This is a genomic window from Pseudomonas sp. CM25 (assembly GCF_013179705.1).
GTDB lineage: Bacteria > Pseudomonadota > Gammaproteobacteria > Pseudomonadales > Pseudomonadaceae > Aquipseudomonas.
Window position 1 is genome coordinate 1 of record NZ_JABMCW010000537.1, and the last position, 2,536, is coordinate 2,536.

General features: G+C 66.3%; 4 protein-coding genes. 1 reads left to right on the forward strand and 3 read right to left on the reverse strand.

The window, feature by feature from the left end:
* The 3 genes from HP546_RS29090 to HP546_RS29100 all read right to left on the reverse strand — a co-directional run.
* Window positions 1-327, reverse strand: a 327-nt coding sequence (locus HP546_RS29090; RefSeq protein ID WP_172232983.1) for an acyl-CoA dehydrogenase family protein, incomplete at its 3' end; no start/stop codon positions are given.
* Window positions 328-376: 49 nt separating this feature from the next.
* Window positions 377-733, reverse strand: a complete 357-nt coding sequence (locus HP546_RS29095; protein WP_172232986.1) for a DUF6285 domain-containing protein — start codon at window positions 731-733, stop codon at window positions 377-379.
* Complete coding sequence (locus HP546_RS29100; protein ID WP_256678567.1) at window positions 730-1,788, reverse strand: phosphotransferase family protein; 1,059 nt, start codon at window positions 1,786-1,788, stop codon at window positions 730-732. Before HP546_RS29100 ends, HP546_RS29095 begins: the two co-directional genes overlap by 4 nt.
* Window positions 1,789-1,987: 199 nt before the next feature.
* Between HP546_RS29100 and HP546_RS29105 the strand changes: the two genes are divergently transcribed.
* A partial coding sequence (locus tag HP546_RS29105; RefSeq protein WP_172232989.1) for a PrpR N-terminal domain-containing protein occupies window positions 1,988-2,536 on the forward strand: 549 nt, incomplete at its 3' end.

Here is a 2,536-nt window from a genome sequence, read left to right on the forward strand (position 1 = left end):
GGTGGCCACCACGTCCATCAGGTGGATGTTGCCTTCGTCCGGGGCATGGATGTTCAGCGCCACCGGGCCCAGGGGCGAGTAGCCGGCCTCTTCGAAGACGATGGCCTTGGCTGCATGGCTCAGGCCCAACCCGCCCATTTCGCGGCTGGCGTGGGGCGTCAGCAGGCCCGCTGCCTGGGCGCGGGCCTGCAGGTCCCGACGCAGGTCGTCGCTGGGGCCGTGGCCATCCTGGCGTGGGTCGTTCTCGAACGGGATGACCTGTTCGGCAATGAAAGTGCGGGTTCTGGCCTGCAGTTCGAGCAGTTCGTCTGGGAGGGTGAAGTTCATGAGGGTCCTTGTTGGTGCTTGTCGGTCTTGAAACAGGGGGGCGCCTCGCTCAGCGCACGGCCTTGGGGTTACTGATCGTCAGCCGGTCGAGCGTCACCTGGCGCAGCGTCTCGACCAGAGTGCGAGCGCTGTGCGGGGTATCGTGGTGACCTTGGCGAATCGCCCGTGCCAGCTGGCGTCGGGCTTCCTGCAATGAAGGGGCCGGCGCATCGATCAGCGCGGCCAGGTGCGCCTGCTCCTGAAGGCCGAGGACGGCGCCCAGGCGGTTTTCGCGGGCGGCGATGGCCATGGCGTTGGCGATCATCAGCGTCGGGTAGCGCAGCTCGCCGGGCAGAGCCGGCAATACCTGCTCCAGCAAGGTCTGGCGGGCGATTTCGAGTAATTGATGGGCGTGCGGCTGGGTCATGGCGCATCGGCTCCGGTCATGTTCAGGATGTCGAGTTCAAGCTCCGGCAGCAGGCGCGCGGTCAGTGCCAGCTCCAGGGAAGGCTCTTCGCCGGACAGATGGCGCTGCCCCTGCTGCAGCGCGATTACCGCCCAGCGCAGGGTCGCCATGACCTGCCAGTAGTGCAGTTGGTGGGGCTCAACCCACAGTGGCGATACCTGGTGGTAGCCACGCAGGAAGTCCGCCAGCTGGCCAATGCCGCCAGCTTCCAGGTCAGGGCGCGTGAACCGCCAGCACGGGGCGGTAAACCAGCCGAGGTCCTCGCAAGGGTCGCCCCAGCCGGTGAATTCCCAGTCCAGCACCGCTTCCAGCCCCTGCTCGCTGGCCAGGTAGTTGCCCGTGCGGTAGTCGCGGTGCAGCAGACACAGACGGCTGTCTCGCGGTGCATGCAGTTCGCACCAGCGCAGGCCCCACTCCAGTGCCGGGTAGGCATCGTCGAGGGTGTCGAGGTAACGCCGATAGGCATCGACGGTGGCCAGGGCAGGCGAACGCTGCGGCACGGGCAAGAAGTCCAATGCCGCACTCGGCGGGCGGATCTGATGCAGGCGCGCCAGGTTGGCGCCGAGCTGCTCCGCCAGCCGGGCCAGGCCCTGGGCGCCCGCTCCTGCGCTGAGCACCCGCCCGGCAGCGACACCCGACACATACTCCATCAGGAAGAACACCCGCCCGTGGACCTGCGTATCGCGGCACAGCCAGAGTGGCCGCGGAACTTTTACCCCGGCCTGGTGGGCCACCTGCAACACGGCGAACTCCTGGGCGCGGTCGAGGCTGGCCGGCAGCGCCGACAGCGCGTCGCTGCGCAACACCCAGCGCCGGGTACCGGCCCAGGGACCGCCCTCGATCAGCAGTTCGAGCAGCCAGTTTTCCTGGATGGCACCGCCGCTCAGACGCTTGCGGGCTTGAATCTCAACACGCGTTGCCGTTGCCTGCTCACGGATGAAGTCGACAAGGCGCTGCTCATCGGTCGCGACCGCGAGCATGTCGCCTGCCGGACAAGTCGTAGAGGAACTGATCATGAATCAATGGTCCTGCCTTCGGTTTGAAGTGGGCAGGTCAACTGGAGCAACCCCCGGGCCAACTTTCTCAGGATCATCTGCAAGCCCCGTCATGCCTGGCCTGCAGCGGCTCATGGGAAAGGCTGGCGAAGCGCGGAATTGCATAGATGAAACAAATTGGTTCAGGATGGAAACAATTCATTTCTGAACAGGCGCCGCCATGCATTCCCCCACCTCCCAGGTCGTCGTGCTGATCAGTCACCTGCAGCGCCCCCTGCAACGCAGCCGCCTCGCGCAAATGGTGGCCGCGCTCGCCGCGGACTACCCCGACACCCACATCGAAGTGCTCGACACCTCGGTGACCGAGGTACTGCAAGCCGCCCGCGAACTGGAATTGCGCGGAGAAGCCGACGTGTTCATCTGCGCCGGGGCCACTGCTGCCTACCTGCGTAAGCACCTGGCGCGCCCGGTACTGACGATGCGTGTGGGCGGCGGTGACCTGCTGCGGGCACTGGGGCAAGCGCGCGAGCATGCCTCGCAAGTGGCCTTGCTCAGCTACAACCGCATCGACCAGGGCCTTCAGGCCATGGCCGGGCTGTTCACCGTGCAGGTTCACCAGGCTGCCTACACCTCCCTGGAAGAAGCGCGCCAGGAAGTCGAACAGGCCGCACGGATGGGGTGTCGCAGCATCATCGGCTCATCGACGGTGGTGGAGCTGGCGGAACAGGCCGGCCTGCACGGCGTGCTGTCACTGAGCGAGGACACTGTG

What these genes read in the sequence shown, in the direction of transcription:
- HP546_RS29095 (WP_172232986.1), bottom strand. Translation starts at nt 733, where the DNA reads ATGACCCAGCCGCACGCCCATCAATTACTCGAAATCGCCCGCCAGACC.
- HP546_RS29100 (WP_256678567.1), bottom strand. Translation starts at nt 1,788, where the DNA reads ATGATCAGTTCCTCTACGACTTGTCCGGCAGGCGACATGCTCGCGGTC.